This is a genomic window from Streptomyces sp. NPDC050439 (genome assembly GCF_040655335.1).
In the GTDB taxonomy this organism is placed as follows: Bacteria; Actinomycetota; Actinomycetes; order Streptomycetales; family Streptomycetaceae; genus Streptomyces.
The window spans coordinates 32,930-50,779 of record NZ_JBFAJT010000014.1 but is presented as its reverse complement, the minus strand read 5'-3'; the positions used below and the strand labels follow the sequence as shown (position 1 = coordinate 50,779).

General features: G+C 70.2%; 17 protein-coding genes. 13 read left to right on the top strand and 4 right to left on the bottom strand.

Translation table 11 applies throughout. The features are described 5' to 3' along the window. Positions 1 to 8: 8 nt before the first annotated feature. Positions 9 to 761 carry a DUF3159 domain-containing protein gene (locus AB0I66_RS40655; protein WP_363213123.1) on the bottom strand — a complete coding sequence of 251 codons (753 nt, stop codon included), beginning with the start codon at positions 759 to 761 and terminating at the stop codon, positions 9 to 11. A 244-nt stretch (positions 762 to 1,005) separates the two neighbouring features. On the opposite strand from AB0I66_RS40655, the gene AB0I66_RS40650 reads away from it, so the two are divergent. Both AB0I66_RS40650 and AB0I66_RS40645 read left to right on the top strand, forming a co-directional pair. Beyond that, the gene (locus AB0I66_RS40650) at positions 1,006 to 2,982 is read left to right on the top strand and encodes a S9 family peptidase (RefSeq protein WP_363213122.1); all 1,977 of its coding nucleotides are present in this window, start codon (positions 1,006 to 1,008) and stop codon (positions 2,980 to 2,982) included. A 41-nt stretch (positions 2,983 to 3,023) separates the two neighbouring features. After that, a complete protein-coding gene (locus tag AB0I66_RS40645; protein WP_363213121.1) occupies positions 3,024 to 3,677 on the top strand; it encodes a GPP34 family phosphoprotein in 654 nt (217 codons plus the stop codon). A 101-nt stretch (positions 3,678 to 3,778) separates the two neighbouring features. Here the strand turns inward: AB0I66_RS40645 and AB0I66_RS40640 are convergent, their stop codons facing one another. Beyond that, positions 3,779 to 4,540, bottom strand: coding sequence for a phosphoglyceromutase (locus AB0I66_RS40640; RefSeq protein WP_363213120.1), 762 nt, complete (start codon positions 4,538 to 4,540; stop codon positions 3,779 to 3,781). Between the two features lie 236 nt (positions 4,541 to 4,776). On the opposite strand from AB0I66_RS40640, the gene AB0I66_RS40635 reads away from it, so the two are divergent. Continuing rightward, on the top strand, positions 4,777 to 6,087 hold the full coding sequence (locus AB0I66_RS40635) for an MFS transporter (protein ID WP_363213119.1): 1,311 nt from the start codon (positions 4,777 to 4,779) through the stop codon (positions 6,085 to 6,087). A 124-nt stretch (positions 6,088 to 6,211) separates the two neighbouring features. After that, positions 6,212 to 6,370, top strand: a complete 159-nt coding sequence (locus tag AB0I66_RS40630; protein ID WP_363213118.1) for a hypothetical protein — start codon at positions 6,212 to 6,214, stop codon at positions 6,368 to 6,370. A gap of 135 nt (positions 6,371 to 6,505) precedes the next feature. Here AB0I66_RS40630 and phoU read toward each other — a convergent pair whose 3' ends face one another. After that, the gene (gene phoU, locus AB0I66_RS40625) at positions 6,506 to 7,186 is read right to left on the bottom strand and encodes a phosphate signaling complex protein PhoU (RefSeq protein WP_363213217.1); all 681 of its coding nucleotides are present in this window, start codon (positions 7,184 to 7,186) and stop codon (positions 6,506 to 6,508) included. A gap of 283 nt (positions 7,187 to 7,469) precedes the next feature. On the opposite strand from phoU, the gene AB0I66_RS40620 reads away from it, so the two are divergent. Then, positions 7,470 to 8,729: an ATP-binding protein gene (locus tag AB0I66_RS40620; RefSeq protein ID WP_363213117.1), complete on the top strand. Its 1,260-nt coding sequence runs from the start codon at positions 7,470 to 7,472 to the stop codon at positions 8,727 to 8,729. Next, entirely contained in the window at positions 8,726 to 9,406 is a 681-nt protein-coding gene (locus tag AB0I66_RS40615) for a response regulator transcription factor (protein WP_018527980.1), read from the top strand. The genes AB0I66_RS40620 and AB0I66_RS40615 overlap by 4 nt, the downstream gene beginning before the upstream one ends. Before the next feature lie 93 nt (positions 9,407 to 9,499). Here AB0I66_RS40615 and AB0I66_RS40610 read toward each other — a convergent pair whose 3' ends face one another. Further along, entirely contained in the window at positions 9,500 to 10,225 is a 726-nt protein-coding gene (locus AB0I66_RS40610; RefSeq protein WP_363213116.1) for a DUF461 domain-containing protein, read from the bottom strand. A gap of 669 nt (positions 10,226 to 10,894) precedes the next feature. Between AB0I66_RS40610 and AB0I66_RS40605 the strand changes: the two genes are divergently transcribed. The 7 genes from AB0I66_RS40605 (at position 10,895) to AB0I66_RS40575 (ending at position 17,768) form a co-directional block, all read left to right on the top strand. Further along, on the top strand, positions 10,895 to 11,377 hold the full coding sequence (locus AB0I66_RS40605) for a CarD family transcriptional regulator (RefSeq protein ID WP_003953493.1): 483 nt from the start codon (positions 10,895 to 10,897) through the stop codon (positions 11,375 to 11,377). Positions 11,378 to 11,689: 312 nt separating this feature from the next. Next, entirely contained in the window at positions 11,690 to 12,418 is a 729-nt protein-coding gene (gene ispD / locus AB0I66_RS40600) for a 2-C-methyl-D-erythritol 4-phosphate cytidylyltransferase (protein WP_363213115.1), read from the top strand. Next, on the top strand, positions 12,408 to 12,911 hold the full coding sequence (ispF, locus tag AB0I66_RS40595) for a 2-C-methyl-D-erythritol 2,4-cyclodiphosphate synthase (RefSeq protein ID WP_363213114.1): 504 nt from the start codon (positions 12,408 to 12,410) through the stop codon (positions 12,909 to 12,911). Before ispD ends, ispF begins: the two co-directional genes overlap by 11 nt. Positions 12,912 to 13,011: 100 nt before the next feature. Continuing rightward, positions 13,012 to 13,416, top strand: coding sequence for a PPOX class F420-dependent oxidoreductase (locus tag AB0I66_RS40590; protein WP_363213113.1), 405 nt, complete (start codon positions 13,012 to 13,014; stop codon positions 13,414 to 13,416). 92 nt (positions 13,417 to 13,508) lie between these two features. Beyond that, positions 13,509 to 14,909, top strand: coding sequence for a cysteine--tRNA ligase (cysS, locus tag AB0I66_RS40585; RefSeq protein WP_363213112.1), 1,401 nt, complete (start codon positions 13,509 to 13,511; stop codon positions 14,907 to 14,909). Positions 14,910 to 15,033: 124 nt separating this feature from the next. Continuing rightward, a complete protein-coding gene (gene rlmB / locus AB0I66_RS40580) occupies positions 15,034 to 15,990 on the top strand; it encodes a 23S rRNA (guanosine(2251)-2'-O)-methyltransferase RlmB (RefSeq protein WP_363213111.1) in 957 nt (318 codons plus the stop codon). Positions 15,991 to 16,115: 125 nt separating this feature from the next. Continuing rightward, positions 16,116 to 17,768, top strand: coding sequence for a DoxX family protein (locus AB0I66_RS40575; RefSeq protein WP_363213110.1), 1,653 nt, complete (start codon positions 16,116 to 16,118; stop codon positions 17,766 to 17,768). Positions 17,769 to 17,850 lie beyond the last annotated feature (82 nt).

Sequence of the window (17,850 nt, the reverse complement as noted above, 5' to 3'; positions counted from 1 at the left end):
TGCCGTGGTCACCGGGTGGGCGAGGCGGGCGAGGTGGGAGGGACGGGCGAGGCGGGCGAGGTGGCCGAGTCGTGCTTGGCGGGCAGCAGGCCGATCGCGGCCAGCCGCTTGTTCGAACGCCGGGCGGCCCAGGCGACCACCAGGAGGGCGAGGGCGAGCAGCGGGAAGCCCATGGCGATCTTGGCGGCACCCAGCGATCCGACCTGGTCGGTCGCGTAGAAGTACTGCTGGACGGCGAACCGGGCGCCGAAGACGGTGGCGAGCACGAGCGTGGCGACGTCGTAGTAGAGCCGCGAGCGCTTGTCCGCGCGCCAGATGCTGCCCTTGCCGGTGGCCGCGTTCCAGAGCACGCCGGCCAGCGGCCACCGCACCAGGACGGAGAGGACGAAGAGGACGGCGCCGGCCAGGCTCGCCCAGATGCCGATGAGGAAGTAGTCCTTGGCGGAGCCGGTGAACCAGACGACGCCGGCGGCGATCGCGACGCCGAACACGCCGCCGATCGCGGGCTGCACCGATTCCTTGCGGACGAGCCGCTCCACGCCGATCGCGACCGCGACGGCGACCGCGGCGATGATCGACGCCTTGAGCCCGCGGAAGTTGTGGGCGACGACGAATGCCAGTACGGGCAAGGCCGAGTAAACGACTCCCTTGGTGCCGCCCGCCTGATCGAGGATCGAAGGCCGCTGCGGGGGCGCCGTCTGCTGCTTCTGCTCCGCCTGCGTGTTGTCGGTCTCTGTCGCCAGGAAGCTCTTGGTCTTCATGGTGGTCAGTTCTCCCGAGTTCGTCGTGGGGGACGAGGTGCAATGTCTGTGCGTCACTTAACGCTAGATTGACACTTAGTGACACACACTGGCTACCCCTTCCGTGTGTGGCGTGGGTCACACGACGAGCTCGCACCTCCCCGCCTGCCCTGGAGTGCCGAGGTCACGCCCGCCCTTGCGACGGATGTCATTTAGTGACACTGTCATTAAGTGACACCAAGCGCCGACAGGAAGGACCGTCGTCATGGACCTGCGGGAGACACGAGAGGCACGGGAGATACGAGAGGCACGGGAGACACGAGAAGCACGGGCGATACGGGAGCCCATCTCCGTCGAGGAGTTCTTCGGACCGCCGCCTCGCGCGAAGGTCACGCTCTCGCCGGACGGCGAGAAGATGGCGTACCTGGCGCCGTGGAAGAACCGCATGAACGTCTGGATCGAGAGCGTCGATCAGCGGGCAGAAGGCAGCACCGACGCACCGGGCGACGCGCGCTGCGTGTCGACCGAGGACCGCGGCGTGGTGAGTTACCACTGGACGCGTGACCCGCGGTGGCTGCTCTACTGCCGGGACCAGGGCGGCGACGAGAACCTGCACCTCTACCGCGTCGACCTGGAGAACCCGGACGCCCCCGCGGTGAACCTCACGCCCTTTCCCGGCGTACGGACCATGGGCGTGGACCTGCCCGCGGGACGCCCCGGCAAGGTGATCACCCAGCTGAACCTGCGCGACCGGGCCCAGTTCGACCTGGTCGAGCTGGACATGGCCACCGGCGACCTCACGACCCTCGCCCGGAACCCAGGCGGCAAGGTCGAGGGATGGCTCTACGGCGAGCGCGAGCTGTTCGGCCTTGCGACGACGCCCGAGGGCAACCTGGAACTGTCCCGGTGGGACGGGGCGACGGACGCGCTGCACCCCGTGGCGGAGTTCGACGGCAGTGATGCGCCGCTGGGGATCTACCCCATGGAGGTCACACCGGACGGCACCGGCGTGTGGCTGGGCTCGCACCGCGGGAGCGACCGGCTGCGCCTGGCCCGGCTCGACCTGGCCACCGGCGAGGAGGAAGAGGTCGACTCCCACCCGCGGTACGACCTCGACACCCGCGCCCGGGTCTTCCCCGCTCTGCCCTCCCCTCTCATCCGCTGCCGGCGCACGGGCGAGCTCCTCGGGGTCCGCTATCTCGGCGAGCGGCAGGTGATCCACGCCCTCGACCCGCACTTCGCCGCCGTACTGGAGAACCTGGAGAAGCTGTCCGACGGCGATCTCGCCGGGGTCTCCTCCGACGAGAGCGGCCGACGGTGGGTGGTCAGCTTCACCCACGACCGTGATCCCGGGGTCACCTACTTCTACGACCACGCCACGGGCGAGAGCCGCCTGCTCCACAGGGCGAGGCCGGATCTCGACCCCGAGTCGCTGGCCCCGATGCGACCGGTCTCGATCACCTCACGCGACGGGCTGACCCTCCCCGCGCACCTGACGCTGCCGGTCGGCGTCGAGCCGTCCGGGCTGCCGCTGGTCCTCTTCGTCCACGGCGGCCCCTGGACCCGGGACAGCTGGGGGTACCACCCCGCCGCGCAGCTCTTCGCGAACCGCGGGTGCGCCGTGCTGCAAGTCGACTTCCGGGGTTCCACGGGGTACGGCAAGGCCTTCACCAGGGCCGGCATCGGGGAGTTCGCGGGCAAGATGCACGACGACCTCATCGACGGCGTGCGGTGGGCGGTCGACCAGGGACACGCCGACCCGGACCGCGTGGCGATCATGGGCGGCTCGTACGGCGGCTACGCGTCCCTGGTCGGCGTCACCTTCACCCCGGACGTCTTCGCCGCGGCCGTGGACGTCGTCGGCATCTCGGACCTCGCCAACTTCATGCGCAGCCAGCCCGACTTCGTGAAGCCGATGCTCGCCTACAACTGGTTCACGTACGTCGGCGACCCGGCCGTACCGGAGCAGGAGGCCGACATGCTGGCCCGCTCCCCGATCAGCCGCGTCGACCAGATCCGCTCGCCCCTGATGGTGGTGCACGGCGCGAACGACGCACGCGTGGTCCTCGCCGAGTCCGACCAGCTCGTCGAAGCATGCCGCGCACGCGGTGTCCCCGTCGAGTACATCGTCATGGAGGACGAGGGCCACGCGATCGAGAACCCGGAGAACGTGATCGCGCTCTACACGGCGGCGGACCGCTTCCTGGGCGAACACCTGGGCTTCAGGCCTCACGAGGCATAAGCACACCCCTTCGTACGGGCAAGACACCTACGGGAGAAACCATGACCCAGACACTGCCGCAAAGCCTCTACCTGCTCTGCTACTCCGTGGACAAGGGCAAGTTCCAGCTCGACAACATCCAGGGTCGTGGCCAGCTGCTGCGGGCCGGCGCCTTCACCGAGCTGGCCCGGGACGGGCTGCTCGGCACCGAGGGACGCAAGGTGATCCGCAGGCCAGGGAAGGCGCCGGAGGACTCCTTCGCCGCCGGGGTGTGGGGCGACCTGCCCGACGAAAAACCCAAGGGCTGGCTCAACTACGTGCACAACAAGGCCCACACGGCGGAGACACCGGTCCGCGACCAGCTCGCCGCGGCGGGAGAGGTCACCGTCGCCCGCGGCAAGCTGATGGGACTCATCCCGGCCGACCGCGTCACCGTCACGGACCCGGAGGCGGTCCGCACCCTCCAGAAGCGGGTACGCGACACCGTCCTCGGCGGCGCCGACCCGGCGTCGATCCCGCTGGACGAGCTGACCATGGCCGTGTTCGCGGTCGAACTGGAGCTGACCTGCGTATGGACCCGCGCAGAGCTCCGCGCCCACAACGCCCCCCTCAAGACTCTCGCCACCCGCTACGACGAGATCGTCCCGGGCCTGCGCAAGGCCCTACGAGACTCCTACCTGGCGAGCCGAGCGACCGGCGGCGGCTGGAGCGCCTGAGCACCTGAGCCCCGAGCCACCCCAGCCCAACGAAAAGCCCCCTACCCGACGGGAAACCGCAGGTAGGGGGCTTACGACTGTGCGCGTACGTCGGTGGGCTCTTACTTCTTCTTGCCCTGGTTCTTGACCGCCTCGATGGCCGCCTTCGCCGCGTCGGGGTCGAGGTACGTGCCGCCGGTCTTCAGCGGCTTGAACTCGGCGTCCAGTTCGTACGACAGCGGGATGCCCGTCGGGATGTTCAGGCCCGCGATGTCCTCGTCCGAGATGCCGTCCAGGTGCTTGACCAGGGCGCGCAGCGAGTTGCCGTGGGCCGCGACCAGGACCGTCTTGCCGGTCAGGAGGTCCGGGACGATGCCGTCGAACCAGTACGGGAGCATGCGGACGACGACGTCCTTGAGGCACTCCGTCTGCGGGCGCAGCTCGGGCGGGAGCGTCGCGTAGCGCGGGTCCTCGAACTGCGAGTACTCGGCGTCACGGTCCAGCGGCGGCGGCGGGGTGTCGTACGAGCGGCGCCAGAGCATGAACTGCTCCTCGCCGAACTCGGCGAGCGTCTGCGCCTTGTCCTTGCCCTGAAGGGCTCCGTAGTGGCGCTCGTTCAGGCGCCAGCTGCGGTGGACCGGGATCCAGTGGCGGTCGGCGGACTCCAGCGCAAGCTGGGCCGTGCGGATCGCGCGCTTCTGGAGCGACGTGTGGACCACGTCGGGGAGCAGGCCGGCGTCCTTGAGCAGCTCACCGCCGCGGACCGCCTCCTTCTCGCCCTTCTCGTTGAGGTTGACGTCCACCCAGCCGGTGAACAGGTTCTTCGCGTTCCACTCGCTCTCGCCGTGGCGGAGGAGGATCAGCTTGTACGGTGCGTCGGCCATGCCCCTGAGCGTAATCGAACCGCCGGGTGCCCCGCGCGTCCGCCCGGACCCCGGACAGCGGGCCGGTCGATGGCCGGTCGATTGACGGGTTTCGCTAATCCGCTGGCTCTCCGCGACAGCCAGTCGTAATGTTCAACCGGCGCTGGCGACACTTACATGAGGCGCTGACGAAGACGTTGACGAGAGACGCCGACGAGAGACGCTTGTCCGTCTGCCTGAACCGTGGGGGAACACCGATGCCACTCGCCGCCCTGAGACGCGCCGCCAAGGAGTCCGTCTCCGGTCTTCCCCGCGAGTTCTGGTGGCTGTGGACCAGCACCCTCGTCAACCGCCTCGGCGCCTTCGTCGCCACCTTCATGGCCCTCTACCTGACCCTCGACCGCGGCTACTCCGCCATGTACGCCGGTCTCGTCGCCGCCCTGCACGGACTCGGCGGCGTCGTCTCCTCGGTCGGCGCGGGCGTGATGACCGACCGGCTCGGGCGGCGGCCCACCCTTCTCATCGCCCAGGCCTCCACCGCCCTGTCCGTGGCGCTCCTCGGCTTCATGAAGGACCCCCTGGCCATCGCGGCCGTCGCCTTCCTCGTCGGCATGGCGAGCAACGCGTCCCGCCCCGCCGTCCAGGCGATGATGGCCGACATCGTCCGCCCCGAGGACCGGGTGCGGGCCTTCTCGCTCAACTACTGGGCCATCAACCTCGGGTTCGCGATCTCCTCCATGGGCGCCGGTTTCATCGCCGAGTTCAGCTACCTCGCCGGGTTCCTCATCGAAGCCGTGATGACCATGGTCTGCGCCGTCGTCGTCTTCGCGAAGCTCCCGGAGTCGCGGCCCGTGCGGACCGCCCTGGAGAAGGCGGCGGACCCGGACGTCGGCCTCAGGACCGTCCTGCGCGACGGGCGCTTCATGGGCGTCGTGGGGCTGTCCTTCCTCGTCGCCCTGATCTTCCAGCAGGGTTCCGTGGGGCTGCCCGTCGCCATGGGCGAGGCCGGGTTCACGCCCGCCGACTACGGCCTCGCCATCGCCGTCAACGGCGTCCTGATCGTCGCGCTCCAGATCCCCGTCACCCGGTTCATCGAACACCGCGACCCGCAGCGGCTGTTGATCATCTCCGCGCTGCTCGCCGGCTACGGCTTCGGGCTCACCGCCTTCGCCGGGTCCATCGGCGTCTTCGCCCTGACCGTGTGCGTCTGGACCCTCGCCGAGATCGTCAACGCGCCCACGCAGACCGGCCTGGTCGTACGCCTCTCGCCGACCCACGGCAGGGGCCGCTACCAGGGCATGTACGTCCTGTCGTGGGCTGTCGCCTCGCTCGTCGCCCCGCTGATGTCCGGCTTCGTCATCGACCGCTTCGGCGCCGAGTGGCTCTGGGGCATCTGCGCGGTCATCGGGACGTTCGCCGCCGTCGGCTACTGGTCGCTGATGAGGGGGCTGCCCGCCGAGGAGGAGGCGGTGGAAGTGATCCCCGCCCCCACGGCTCCCGCCCCCACGGCTCCCGCCCCCACGGCCCCCACCTCCGGCGAGGCCGCCGACCTTCCCGCCCGCGCGTAGAGAGCAGTGGCACTGCTCTCCCCTCGACACCCGCTCAACACCCGCGCACATGTGCGCCGTTGCTGCGCCCCTCCCAGTGGGCATGAAATGGGCATCAGGCAGTACGCCTTCGAGGAGGAGACCCATGGCCGAGTCCCCCATGACCGAAACCGTCCCCGAGCAGTCGGCGAAGACGCCGGGCCTGCCCGAGCTGGTGCTCCTTGGCTCCTGCGGCTGCGGCTCGGGCTGCGGCTGCGGCTGTCAGTCGGGCGGACCGTGCCAGTGCGGCGGCTGCTGCGGCTGACCCGGAGCGGAGCCGGACCGCGCCGGAGCGGAGCCGAACGGCGCCGGACACGACTGTGCCCCGCACGACCTGACCGTGCGGGGCACACCCTTGCGTACGAGGTCACACACAGCGCCTCGCGTACGAACAGAAGGCTCAGGCGCCCTCCACCGGCGTCCCCGTCGGCTGGATCTCGTCCGCGTGCTCACCCGTGACCAGGTAGACGACCCGCTTCGCCACCGAGACCGCGTGGTCCGCGAAGCGCTCGTAGTAACGGCCGAGCAGCGTCACGTCCACGGCCGTCTCGATGCCGTGCTTCCAGCGGTCGTCCATCAGGTGCTGGAAGAGCGTGCGGTGCAGCAGGTCCATCTCGTCGTCGTCCTGCTCCAGCTGGAGCGCGAGGTCGACGTCCTTCGTGATGATGACCTCGGCCGCCTTGGCCATGAGGCGCTGCGCGAGCTGCCCCATCTCCAGGATCGTCGCGTGCAGGTCCTGCGGAACGGCCGACGCCGGGAAGCGCAGGCGGGTCAGCTTGCCGACGTGCTGGGCGAGGTCGCCCGAGCGCTCCAGGTCGGCGCTCATCCGCAGCGAGGTCACGACGATGCGCAGGTCGGTGGCGACCGGCTGCTGCCGGGCGAGGAGGGCTATCGCGCGCGCCTCCAGCTCGTGCTGCAGATCGTCCACCTTCTGGTCGGCGGCGATCACGCTCTCCGCCATCTTCAGGTCGGCGTCGAGCATGGCCGTCGTGGCGCGCCCGATCGCGGACCCGACAAGGCGGGCCATCTCGACCAGGCCTTCGCCGATCGAGTCAAGTTCCTCGTGGTACGCGTCCCGCATGTGGATGTCCCTCTCTAGTACGTCCCGGGGGGTGACCCCCACGCTCCCACGGTGCTGCCCCGACGCGTCCGTTTCCGACATCCCGAATGAACCGTCCCTGTCACCGAGGTGAACTGTGGGCGACGCATGGTGCGCGCCCCGGAGCCGCTCCGGCACGGCCCGGAGTAACCCGTTCGGCCGAAGTGAACCAACACCGTCCCCTCGGTGAACTCTGGGCGACGAGTGTTCGAGCGGGCACCCGGATGGCTGGGGCAGGTGCTCATCCGGCGCATAACCTGGGGGCATGGACGTGAACGCGGCGGTCGCCGCAGCGGCAGCGATCGCCGGGGTGTGCACCGGTGTCATCGCCATGCTGGCGTTCCGCTGGAGCGAGCGCGACCTGAAACGCCCCACCCGGACCTCCCTGCACACAGACCCCGTACTGCCGCCCGGCGTCGACACGGTGCTCTCGGTGCTCCGCTCGTCCGCCGTCGTCCTCGACGAGGCGGACAGCGTCGTCAAGGCGAGCTCGGCCGCGTACGCACTCGGCCTGGTCCGCGGCGGCAAGCTCGCCGTCGACCCCATGCTCCAGATGGCACGCGACACCCGCCGCGACGGCGAGATACGCCAGGTCGAGCTGGACCTGCCGCGCCGCGGCACCGGCCGCGGCGAGGCCCTCGCCGTCTCCGCACGCGTCGCCCCCCTCGGCTCCCGCCTGGTCCTGCTCCTCGTGGAGGACCTCACGGAGGCCCGCCGCATCGAGGCCGTACGACGCGACTTCGTCGCGAACGTGAGCCACGAGCTGAAGACCCCGGTGGGAGCCCTCTCCCTGCTCTCCGAAGCGGTCATGGACGCCTCCGACGACCCCGAGGCCGTCGAGCGCTTCGCGGGCCGCATGCAGATCGAGGCGACCCGCCTGACCAACCTGGTCCAGGAGCTCATCGACCTCTCCAGGGTCCAGAACGACGACCCCCTGGAGGACGCCGAGCCCGTCCGTGTCGACGAGCTGGTGGCGGAGGCGATCGACCGCAGCCGTCACCAGGCTTCCCACAAACAGATCACCATGGCCGCGGGCGGCACCGCCGACCTGCAGATATGGGGCAACCGCGGCCAGCTGGCGGCGGCTCTCGGCAACCTCGTCGAGAACGCCGTGAACTACTCGCCGGCGCGCACCCGCGTGGGCATCGCCGCCCGCCGGGTCAACGCCCCGGGCGGAGACTTCATCGAGGTGGCCGTCACTGACCAGGGGATCGGCATCTCCGACAAGGACAAGGAGCGCATCTTCGAGCGCTTCTACCGAGTGGACCCGGCCCGTTCCCGGGCCACCGGCGGCACCGGCCTCGGCCTCGCCATCGTCAAACACGTGGCCGCCTCGCACGGCGGGGAGGTCACCGTGTGGAGCTCCGAGGGACAGGGCTCCACCTTCACCCTGCGGCTGCCCGAAGCAGCCGCGACCCGCGACCGCGGACCCGGTCACGGCGGCGTCGGCAGCGAAGCCGGCACCGCACGGCCCGACGAGACCACTGCGTACGAACCCATTCCTGCCCCGGAGGTCCTTCCGTGACCCGAGTGCTCGTCGTCGAGGACGAGGAATCCTTCAGCGACGCCCTGTCCTACATGCTCCGCAAAGAGGGCTTCGAGGTCGCCATCGCGGCCACCGGCCCCGACGGACTCGACGAGTTCGAGCGCAACGGCGCCGACCTCGTCCTGCTCGACCTGATGCTGCCGGGCCTGCCCGGCACGGAGGTCTGCCGACAGCTGCGCGGCCGCTCCAACGTCCCGGTGATCATGGTCACCGCCAAGGACAGCGAGATCGACAAGGTGGTCGGCCTGGAAATAGGAGCCGACGACTACGTCACCAAGCCCTTCTCGTCCCGCGAACTCGTGGCCCGCATCCGCGCGGTCCTGCGCCGCCGCGGCGAGCCCGAGGAGGTCGCCCCGCAGGCCCTGGAGGCGGGCCCGGTCCGCATGGACGTGGACCGCCACGTCGTCACGGTCTCCGGCTCCAAGGTCGACCTGCCCCTCAAGGAGTTCGACCTCCTGGAGATGCTCCTGCGCAACGCGGGCCGCGTCCTGACCCGCATGCAGCTCATCGACCGCGTCTGGGGCGCGGACTACGTGGGAGACACCAAGACCCTCGACGTCCACGTCAAACGCCTCCGCGCCAAGATCGAACCGGACCCGGGAGCACCGCGCTACCTGGTGACGGTGCGCGGTCTGGGCTACAAGTTCGAGCCGTAAACAGCCCGGCAGCAGACAGCAGCAGACAGCGGCAGGCAGCAGGAAGGGCGGGAACCCGGTGTTGGGTTCCCGCCCTTTCCTGTGCCTACGGCGTCAGTGCTGCGTGCCCGCCTCGTGCGACGCGTCGCCGGACGGGTCCGTGGCCGCACCGGAAGCGCTGCCCGACGGCTTGTTCGAGGGGTTGGCGGTGCCGCCCTCGGTCGCCGGGTCGGAGGCGCCGTCGGTGGGCTCACCGCTCGCCACTCCGGAGGGCTTCCCGGACGGCTTCGAGCCCGGGGCCTCGGGAACCTCGGTCGGGCCCCACTTCTTGAAGTAGCTCTCGGCCGGCACCACGAAGGTCTTCATCTTCACGTCGCCGGTCTTGCTGAAGGCGAAGGTGACCGGCTGGGCGTCGCCGTCCTTGACGGCCTCGCGGCTGCTGGGCAGGACCGCGGTGGCGTTGTCCTTGCCGCCGATGATGACCGAGCCGCCCGCGGGGATGGTCAGCGGACCGCCGCGCTCGGAGATCTTGTCGTCCTTGGCCGGCGTGAGCTTGGCCTTCTTGCCGGTGCCGTCGACCGCGATCTCGGTCAGCTTCTGGTCGGTGCTGCCGTTGTTGAAGATCGTGGCCGCGATCACCGCGGGACCCGTCGACTTCAGGTCGGGCTGGGTGATCACCATGGCGTTCTGGATCTTGATGTCGCCGACGGAGGTGGCGGCGTTGTCCGGCTTGATCTCGTGCGTCTGGGCGTTGTTACCGGCGCCGCACGCGGCGAGCGACGCGAGCGAGAACGCGATGGCGGTGGCGGCGATTGCGCCACGTCGAAGGCTGCGGCTCACGGCGGCGGCAACTCCTTGAACGAGGGCGGTACGGGAGGGGCGGGCGGTTCTGAGGCCGCCCTAAGTGTGTGTCAGCGGGCTTAGGTTACCGAGCCGTTCCCGTGCCACCGCACCCGACCCGCCCCTACGGGTGGTGAGCTGCTCTCCCGCGGCTCGTGCGGCGACGCACACGCCCCTGCCGTCACGTCCGCGCCATTGGCATCTCGTCCACCATTCACTTAAGCGCCGTCAAGAGACATCGCGGCTGGACCTGCGGATTTCCGGTAAGGAATGCATGGCGGTCCCGGGGAAGTCCGGGGAAGTGCAGGGAAGTCCGGGGAAGTGCAGGGAATTGATCACCGGGGGCGCTTGATCAATTCCGGATTTACGTCGAACACCGGCTCGCACCTCTCTCCGGTGGCCGAACGGAGTAGCGGAAGTTCACCGTTCGGAACCCGGCAAACCGGGACGTTCAGCCTCGTGGAGCGCTCTCGGAGGGGGTGTGACGGGCGTGTTTCCGCTTCCCCGGAGAGCCGCTCCCACCTGCGAATACCTCGCTCCACAAGCCCTTCGCAGCACGTTCCTGTTGCTGTTGTCAAGCCCCGAGATATGCCCTGACCTGCGAAAACGCCATTCAGAAGAGGCGATTCTCGTGTTAGGATGGATAGCCATGGAAGGGGTACCTGTCACATGACGTTCAAGGTTGGCGACACCGTGGTCTATCCCCATCACGGGGCCGCGCTGATCGAGGCCATTGAGACTCGCCAGATCAAAGGCGTGGACAAGACCTACTTGGTGCTGAAGGTCGCTCAGGGCGATCTGACGGTACGTGTGCCTGCGGACAATGCGGAGTTCGTCGGCGTGCGTGATGTGGTCGGTCAAGACGGGCTCGACCGGGTCTTCGAAGTACTGCGCGCGCCGTACGCCGAAGAGCCGACGAACTGGTCCCGTCGCTACAAGGCAAATCTCGAGAAGCTCGCATCGGGCGATGTCATCAAGGTCGCGGAAGTCGTGCGTGACCTGTGGCGTCGTGAGCGTGAGCGCGGACTGTCCGCGGGTGAGAAGCGCATGCTCGCCAAGGCTCGCCAGATCCTGGTGAGCGAGCTCGCCCTCGCGGAGAACACGAACGAGGACAAGGCCGAGGCCCTGCTTGACGAGGTCCTCGCGTCCTGATCGCGTCCTGACATACGCATACGTCTTGGCGCCATGAAATGCCGCGGTGCCCGCTGACCCTCAATGGTGTCGCCGGGCGCTGCGGCATGTTCGTACCCAGACCTGCCCTGCTTGGACCTGCCCAGCCTGCTCAGGCGTAATCCTTGAATTCCTGACGTTCCCGACCTGCGTCGTACTCGGTGCTGCTTGGTGTGTGCGTGCCGGGCCGCCGGCTCGACCAGATGTCACGGAAGGGTCCGGTCAAGGCTTGCGCCCGGCACTCTGCCAAGGCCATACCCAGCCCTGCCGAGCACACAAACCTGAACGGAAGCGATGTCTGAGGAATCCCGCACCGCGGTCGTGATCCCCGCCGCCGGACGCGGCGTACGGCTCGGCCCGGGCGCCCCCAAGGCGCTCCGCGCGCTGAACGGCACGCCCATGCTCATCCACGCCGTACGGGCCATGGCCGCCTCCCGCGCCGTCTCCCTCGTCGTCGTCGTGGCCCCGCCGGAGGGCGCCGCCGAGGTCAAGACCCTCCTGGCCGACCATGCGCTGCCCGAGCGCACCGACTTCGTCGTGGTCCCCGGTGGCGAGACCCGCCAGGAGTCGGTGAAGCTCGGCCTCGACGCCCTGCCGGAAGGCATCGGCGTCGTCCTCGTGCACGACGCGGCCCGCCCGCTGGTGCCCGTCGACACCGTCGACGGCGTCATCGAGGCCGTACGCGACGGCGCCCCCGCCGTCGTCCCCGCGCTGCCCCTGACCGACACCGTCAAGCAGGTCGAACCGGGCGAGCCCGGAGCGCCCGAGCCCGTCGTCGCCACGCCCGAGCGGGCCCGGCTGCGCGCCGTGCAGACCCCGCAGGGCTTCGACCACGACACCCTCGTCCGCGCCCACGCCACGGTCACCGACAACGTCACCGACGACGCCAGCATGGTCGAGCAGCTGGGCCTCCAGGTCGTCGTCGTGCCCGGCCACGAAGAGGCCTTCAAGGTCACACGGCCCCTGGACCTCGTCCTCGCCGAGGCCGTACTCGCCCGCAGGAGGGCCAACGATGGCTTCTGAGCAGCAGCCGCGCATGACGCTCCCGCAGGTCGGCATCGGCACCGACGTGCACGCCTTCGAGGAAGGGCGCGAGCTGTGGTGCGCCGGGCTCCTCTGGGAGGACGAGAGCGCGGGCCTCGCCGGGCACTCGGACGGTGACGTCGCCGCGCACGCCGCCTGCGACGCCCTGTTCTCCGCCGCCGGCATCGGCGACCTCGGCGCGCACTTCGGCACCGGCAGGCCCGAATGGTCCGGCGCCTCCGGAGTGACGCTGCTCGCCGAGGCTGCCAGGATCGTGCGCGCCGAAGGCTTCGAGATCGGCAACGTCGCCGTGCAGGTCATCGGCGTACGCCCCAAGGTCGGCAAGCGGCGTGACGAGGCGCAGAAGACGCTGTCCGCCGCCGTCGGCGCCCCGGTCGCAGTGTCCGGCACCACCACCGACGGGCTCGGCCTCACCGGCCGCGCCGAGGGCCTCGCCGCCATCGCGACGGCACTGGTCGTGCGGACGGCCTGACCGGCGGACGGGCGACGGGGGAGTATCGGTAAGGCATCGGGTAAGGCACACACCGACAGCGGAACAGCGACAGTCACCGACGTACGAGAGAGGCGTCCCTATGTCCGCCGAACTGTCCGACAAGCTCAAGGCACTGCTCGACACCCCCGTCTTCGTCTCCGTCGCCACGATCCAGCCCGACGGCAGCCCCCAGGTCTCACCGGTCTGGGTGAAGCGCGACGGCGACGACCTGCTCTTCTCCACCACGGTCAACCGCCGCAAGGAGAAGAACCTGCGCCGCGACCCACGCGTGACGGTGCTCCTCCAGCCCTTCGACGCCCCGTACACCTACGCCGAGATCCGCGGCGAGGCGACGATGACCACCGAGGGCGGGCAGGAGCTCATCGACGAGCTGGCGCTGAAGTACACCGGCCTGAAGTACGCCGAGTTCAATCAGGCCTCGGCGAAGGACGACACCCGCGTCGTCGTCCGCGTCACCCCGCGCAAGGTCGTCGGCAGGATCTGACGCCCCCTCGCGCACCCGCGCATGTCACAGTTCCGTGCCCTGTTGACCCGGGAGGTCGCAGGGCACTGTCCTTGGACCACTACCCTGGAGTGGTGACGATTCGCCTGTACGACACCAGCGCCCGGCAGATCCGAGACTTCAGCCCGCTCAACGACGGTTGTGTCTCGATCTACCTGTGCGGCGCGACGGTGCAGGCGGCCCCGCACATCGGCCACATCCGGTCGGGGCTCAACTTCGACATCATGCGCCGCTGGTTCGCCCACCGCGGGTACGACGTCACCTTCATCCGGAACGTCACGGACATCGACGACAAGATCATCCGGAAGTCGGCCGAGCAGGGCCGCCCGTGGTGGTCGATCGGGTACGAGAACGAGCGCGCCTTCAACAACGGCTACGACGTCCTCGGCTGCCTCCCGCCCACGTACGAGCCGCGTGCCACCGGCCACATCACCGAGATGGTCGAGATGATGCGCGGCCTCATCGAGCGAGGCCACGCGTACGAGTCGGACGGCAACGTCTACTTCGACGTGAAGTCCTTCCCGGGCTACCTGGAGCTCTCCAACCAGGAGCTGGACAACCTGCTCCAGCCGTCGGGCGAGGGCGAGACCGGCAAGCGCGACCCGCGGGACTTCGCCATGTGGAAGCGGGCCAAGGAGGGGGAGCCCAGCTGGGAGACTCCCTGGGGCCGCGGCCGTCCCGGCTGGCACCTGGAGTGCTCGGCGATGGCCCACAAGTACCTCGGCCGTGAGTTCGACATCCACGGCGGCGGGATCGACCTGATCTTCCCGCACCACGAGAACGAGATCGCGCAGGCCAAGGCCTTCGGCGACGCGTTCGCGCGGTACTGGGTGCACAACGGCTGGGTCACCATGAGCGGCGAGAAGATGTCGAAGTCGCTCGGCAACTCGGTCCTCGTGTCCGAGATGGTCAAGAAGTGGCGCCCGATCGTCCTGCGCTACTACCTGGGCACCCCGCATTACCGCTCCATGATCGAGTACAGCGAGGAGGCCCTGCGCGAGGCCGAGTCCGCGTTCGCGCGGATCGAGGGCTTCGTGCAGCGCGTGGTGGAGAAGGCAGGGGGCGTCGTGGAGCCCGCCTCCGACGTGCCGCCCGCCTTCGCCGACGCGATGGACGACGACCTCGGCGTCCCGCAGGCCCTCGCGATCGTGCACACGACGGTCCGGCAGGGCAACTCCGCCCTGGCCGCCGACGACAAGGAAGCCGCGGTGGAACGGCTCGCCGAGGTGCGCGCCATGCTGGGCGTGCTCGGCCTCGACCCGCTCGACCCGCAGTGGGCCGGCGACGGCGACCGCGGCGACGACCTCCACGGCGCCGTCGACACCCTCGTCCGACTCGTGCTCCAGCAGCGGGAGGCGGCGCGCGGCCGCAAGGACTGGGCCACCGCCGACGCCATCCGCGACCAGCTCAACCAGTCCGGCCTCGTCATCGAGGACAGCCCGGCCGGACCGCGGTGGACTCTCGGCCCGCGCTGAGCGTCTGACCTCGCGATGTGCCGCCCGGCGACCCGGGCGGCACACTTCATATACGTACGCAGTCACGCAGTGGGCCGTCACGCAGAACGCGGACAGCCGCACGCATCACAGAGACAGGTAGGTCATGGCCGCTAACAACCGCCGCATGTCCGGCAAGAAGGGCGCGCAGGTCGGCAGCGGCGGCAATCGGCGCCGCGGCCTTGAGGGCAAGGGCCCGACGCCGCCCGCCGAGGCGCGCAAGGGACACAAGAAGAACCGCATCGCCAACGCCGCGGCCAAGAAGGCCTCCGGCGGTCCCGGCGGTCGCCGTCCCGCTCCCGTGAAGGGCCGCGGCAAGGGCACCTCCGAGATGGTCGTCGGCCGCAACTCGGTCGTCGAGGCGCTGCGCGAGGGCGTGCCCGCCTCGATGCTCTACGTCCAGCAGTTCATCGACAACGACGAGCGCGTCCGCGAGGCCCTGCAGATCGCCGGTGAGCGCGGCGGCATCCACCTCATGGAAGCCCCCCGCCCCGAGCTGGACCGCATGACCAACGGGCTCAACCACCAGGGCCTCGTGCTCCAGGTGCCGCCCTACGAGTACGCGCACCCCGAGGAGCTCGCGGCCGCCGCGTACGACCAGGGCGAGGACCCGCTGATCGTCGCGCTCGACGGCGTGACCGACCCGCGGAACCTGGGCGCCGTGGTGCGCTCCGCCTCCGCCTTCGGCGGCCACGGCGTCGTCGTCCCCGAGCGGCGCGCCGCCGGCATGACCGCGGGCGCCTGGAAGACGGCCGCCGGTGCCGCGGCGCGCACGCCCGTGGCGCGCGCCACCAACCTGACCCGCGTCCTGGAGGCCTACAAGAAGGCCGGGCTCGCGATCGTCGGGCTCGCGGCGGACGGCGAGCACGAGGTCGGCGACCTGGAGGCACTCTCCGGTCCCGTCGTCATCGTCATCGGCAGCGAGGGCAAGGGCCTCTCCCGCCTCGTCGGCGAGACCTGCGACTACCGCGTGCGGATCCCGATGCCCGGCGGCACGGAGTCCCTGAACGCCGGTGTCGCGGCCGGAGTCGTGCTCTACGAGGCGTCCCGGCGCCGCAGCTAGACCTCACCCAGGACGTCGGCCGGCCCGGATTCAGCGGGCCGGCCGGCGTCCGGTGTAGATCTTGACGCGGTCCGGACATTTCCGCACGGTCAAGGCAGTGTCCTAAACACACATCACTCGGTTAGATGAGTGTGGACACCAGAACGCCCCGCAATCCCACGGGGGGAAGCTCGTCAGGGTTCGACGAAGCTCCCGCGCTGAGCATGGTGAAGGTGCCGAGCGACCCGGCCCAGGTCATCGTGAACCACGCGAGCTTCCGCGTGCAGCTCCCCACCGCGCAGCGGACCCAATCCCCGCGTATCGCACGGCACTTGAGCAATGCCGACGACACCCTGCGTATCCCCGCGGCAGGCTCCGCCGCACGGCGCCGCTCGCCCGTTGTCTGGAGCGGGAAGTCCGAGCCGGGCGACCCCGGAGCCACCGGACTGCTGCAGGCGGTGCGCGGCACCGGCCTGCGCCATTCGGCCGAAGCAGGCGGCTCCTCCTACGACGACGGAGGCGCCACGCAGGTCATCCCCCGCGTCGACGAAGACGATCTCGAGACCACGCAGGCCACGCCCGCCGTCATCGGTCCTCGGAACCCCGACCCCGGAACCCGGCTCATCCCGCGCATGCCCATGCCGGAGAGCGACCTCGACGAACGACTCCCCTACGAGGACGACGAGTTCGACGACCGCTTCGACGACGAGGACGAGGACGGGCGTCAGACCGCCCGGCGGCACGGGGCCGACCCTGTCCGGCACGCCTACTACCCCGGCCGCCGCATGAACCTGGGCGTCGTGCTGCTCCCGCTGCGCGTCTTCCTCGGATTCATCTCCATCTACGCCGGCATGGGCAAGCTCTGCGACCCCGTGTACTTCGACGGCGGCGACCGCGGCTCCATGGTCAAGTGGCTCAACTCGCTGCACCCCTGGGCGCTCGCCGAGCCGCTGCGTGACTTCGCCCTCTCGCACCCCGTGGGCGCGGGCCTCTGCATCGCCTTCCTGCAGATCATCGTCGGCGTGCTCACGGTGCTCGGGCTCTGGCAGCGGGTCGCGGCCGGCGTCGGCGTACTCCTGTCTGCCGCGCTCATCGTCACCGTCAGCTGGAAGACCGTCCCCGCCTACGACGCGCCGGACATCATCTACCTGGCCGCCTGGTCGCCGCTGATCATCGCGGGCGCCCCCGTCTACTCCGTCGACGGACGCCTCGCCGGCGAGGCCTGGCGCACGCTCGGGCCGCGCGTGCACATCTGGGACCTGCGGCGCCGGGTGCTGCGGCGCGGCGCCCTCGTCGGTGCGCTCGTCGTCGGCCTCACCCTGCTGATCGGTTCGATGCTCGGCGGCGCGGTGCGCGACGCCGACCGCGTGACCGTGCCGGGACCCGGCGAGGCCCCGCGCAACGAACTGCCGGGCTCACCGCTCCCGGAGGAGCCCGGAAAGCAGCGGCAGCGCGGTCAGGGGCAGTCACAGAGCCCCACGGCCACCGGCTCCGGTGCGCCGACGCAGGGAAGTTCCGCGAGCCCCACGCAGGGCGCCACGGCGACCCCGCCGGGTGCGGCGCGCGAGACCGCGGGCACGGGCGCCGCCGCCGGCCAGGAGCAGCCCAGCCAGACGCAGGGCACCACCGGCCAGGCACCGCCCCAGCAGTCCTCGCCCCAGCAGCCTCCGTCGTCCGCGACCGCCGGACCCACGTCCAGCGGCGGCAGCGGCGGCGGAGCGCCCGAGAGCGGCACGAGCGGCGGCAGCACGGGCGGCGGCCGCAACGACCGCCTCGTGGGCGGCCTGCTCGGCGGCTGACCTTTCCCTCCGTACGCGAACCGGGGCCCCGCACAGACACTGTGCGGGGCCCCGGGTCGCGGGCCGGTGCCGAAGAACGGCG

Bases quoted from the DNA above. Each gene is read 5' to 3' on its own strand.
- AB0I66_RS40630 (WP_363213118.1), top strand. From the start codon at position 6,212: ATGGCCGAGTCCCCCATGACCGAAACCGTCCCCGAGCAGTCGGCGAAG.
- AB0I66_RS40605 (WP_003953493.1), top strand. From the start codon at position 10,895: ATGACGTTCAAGGTTGGCGACACCGTGGTCTATCCCCATCACGGGGCC.
- AB0I66_RS40655 (WP_363213123.1), bottom strand. From the start codon at position 761: ATGAAGACCAAGAGCTTCCTGGCGACAGAGACCGACAACACGCAGGCG.
- ispF (WP_363213114.1), top strand. From the start codon at position 12,408: ATGGCTTCTGAGCAGCAGCCGCGCATGACGCTCCCGCAGGTCGGCATC.
- ispD (WP_363213115.1), top strand. From the start codon at position 11,690: ATGTCTGAGGAATCCCGCACCGCGGTCGTGATCCCCGCCGCCGGACGC.
- AB0I66_RS40635 (WP_363213119.1), top strand. From the start codon at position 4,777: ATGCCACTCGCCGCCCTGAGACGCGCCGCCAAGGAGTCCGTCTCCGGT.
- AB0I66_RS40640 (WP_363213120.1), bottom strand. From the start codon at position 4,540: ATGGCCGACGCACCGTACAAGCTGATCCTCCTCCGCCACGGCGAGAGC.
- rlmB (WP_363213111.1), top strand. From the start codon at position 15,034: ATGGCCGCTAACAACCGCCGCATGTCCGGCAAGAAGGGCGCGCAGGTC.
- AB0I66_RS40575 (WP_363213110.1), top strand. From the start codon at position 16,116: ATGAGTGTGGACACCAGAACGCCCCGCAATCCCACGGGGGGAAGCTCG.
- AB0I66_RS40645 (WP_363213121.1), top strand. From the start codon at position 3,024: ATGACCCAGACACTGCCGCAAAGCCTCTACCTGCTCTGCTACTCCGTG.
- phoU (WP_363213217.1), bottom strand. From the start codon at position 7,186: ATGCGGGACGCGTACCACGAGGAACTTGACTCGATCGGCGAAGGCCTG.
- AB0I66_RS40620 (WP_363213117.1), top strand. From the start codon at position 7,470: ATGGACGTGAACGCGGCGGTCGCCGCAGCGGCAGCGATCGCCGGGGTG.
- AB0I66_RS40650 (WP_363213122.1), top strand. From the start codon at position 1,006: ATGGACCTGCGGGAGACACGAGAGGCACGGGAGATACGAGAGGCACGG.
- AB0I66_RS40590 (WP_363213113.1), top strand. From the start codon at position 13,012: ATGTCCGCCGAACTGTCCGACAAGCTCAAGGCACTGCTCGACACCCCC.